The sequence below is a fragment of the Ruegeria sp. BF6 genome, from assembly GCF_056538665.1.
The window spans coordinates 1-1,476 of the sequence record NZ_JBQFTN010000047.1 but is presented as its reverse complement, the minus strand read 5'-3'; the positions used below and the strand labels follow the sequence as shown (position 1 = coordinate 1,476).

General features: G+C 61.2%; 1 protein-coding gene. It reads left to right on the top strand.

All coding sequences use genetic code 11. The features are described 5' to 3' along the window. Nucleotides 1-88: 88 nt before the first annotated feature. Nucleotides 89-1,476: trimethylamine methyltransferase family protein (locus ACR0IM_RS24490; protein WP_480683485.1), on the top strand; the 1,388-nt coding region annotated here is incomplete at its 3' end.

Sequence of the window (1,476 nt, the reverse complement as noted above, 5' to 3'; positions counted from 1 at the left end):
TGTCGTTTCCTGCAATCAGATATCGCAATCAGTGAGGTTTGAGTTTGGCGAATCCTTCAGTTTGGCGACAAGATTGGAGATACGCCTTATGAACACTCGAACAGCTTCGCGCTCTGGTGGACGCGCGGCGCGTCGTGCCAAGCGCACTGCGCCAAATTTTCAGATGCTGCCCGGCCTGACCCGCAACATCCCCGAATGTGAGGTGATGGATGGCAGTCAGGTGGAACGCATCGACAGCGCCGCCATGGATATACTGGAGAATGTCGGCGTTCAGTTTCGCGATCCCGTCGCACTGGAGGACTGGAAAAAAGCCGGTGCCAAGGTGGATGGAGAGCTGGTCTATCTGGACCGCAACATGGTGCGCGAGCTGATCTCGACCATCCCGGCGCAGTTCACCTATCACGCCCGCAACCCGGCCAAAAACGTCAAGCTGGGCGGCAAGCACTCGGTCTTCGTGCCGATGACCGGCGCACCGTTCCTGCGCGATCTGGATGATGTGCGCCGCAATCCGTTGCTGGAAGATCTGGCGATGTTCCACAAGCTCAGCCACATGATGCCGGCGCTGCACAGCTCGGCCCACCATATTGTCGAGCCCTACGATCACCCGATCAGCCAGCGGCATCTGCGCATCACTTACTCGTCGATGAAATACTCGGACAAGATGTTCATGGGCATGACCACCTCGCCCAGGAACGCCGAGGATGTGATGGATATGTGCGACATCCTGTTCGGCGAAGGCTTCATCGACGACCATCCGGTGACCACCGGCAACTGTAACGGTAACAGCCCGCTGGTCTGGGATGAGACCATGCTGGGCGCGATGCGCGCCTTCTGCCGCCGCAACCAGCCGGTGCTGTGCTCACCCTTCGTTCTGGGGGGTGCGAACACGCCCGCGTCAGTGCCTGCAACCGTGGCGCAGCTGACCGCCGAGGCGCTGTCGGCGCTGGCTTACACGCAGGTGATCCGCAAGGGCGCACCGGCGATCTGGGGGCACTATCTGTCGACGGTGTCGATGAAATCCGGCGCGCCGATGGCGGGGACGCCCGAGATCAGCCTGATGAATTTCATGATCGGCCAGATGGCGCGGTTCTATGATGTGCCGTGGCGAACCTCGAACACGCTGGGCGGGGCCAAGACCTTTGACGCGCAGGCGGGGTATGAATCGGCGACCACGCTGGGCGCGGTTGTTCATGCGGGCGCCAACTATATCTGGCACTCGGCCGGGTGGAACGAGGCGGGCATGCACTGCTCGGTCGCCAAGTTCATCGTCGATGCCGAGCAATGCGCCATGGCCTATCGCATGGCCGAGGGGCCGAAATGGGGCGACTTCGATCAGGCGCTGGCGGCGGTTCCGGATGTGGGTCCCGGTGGCCACTACCTGGGCCACCCGCACACGCAGGAGAACTTTCAGACTGCGTTCTTCATGCCGGAAATGTTCGACAACAACTCGATCGAACAATGGCAGGCGGAAGGCAG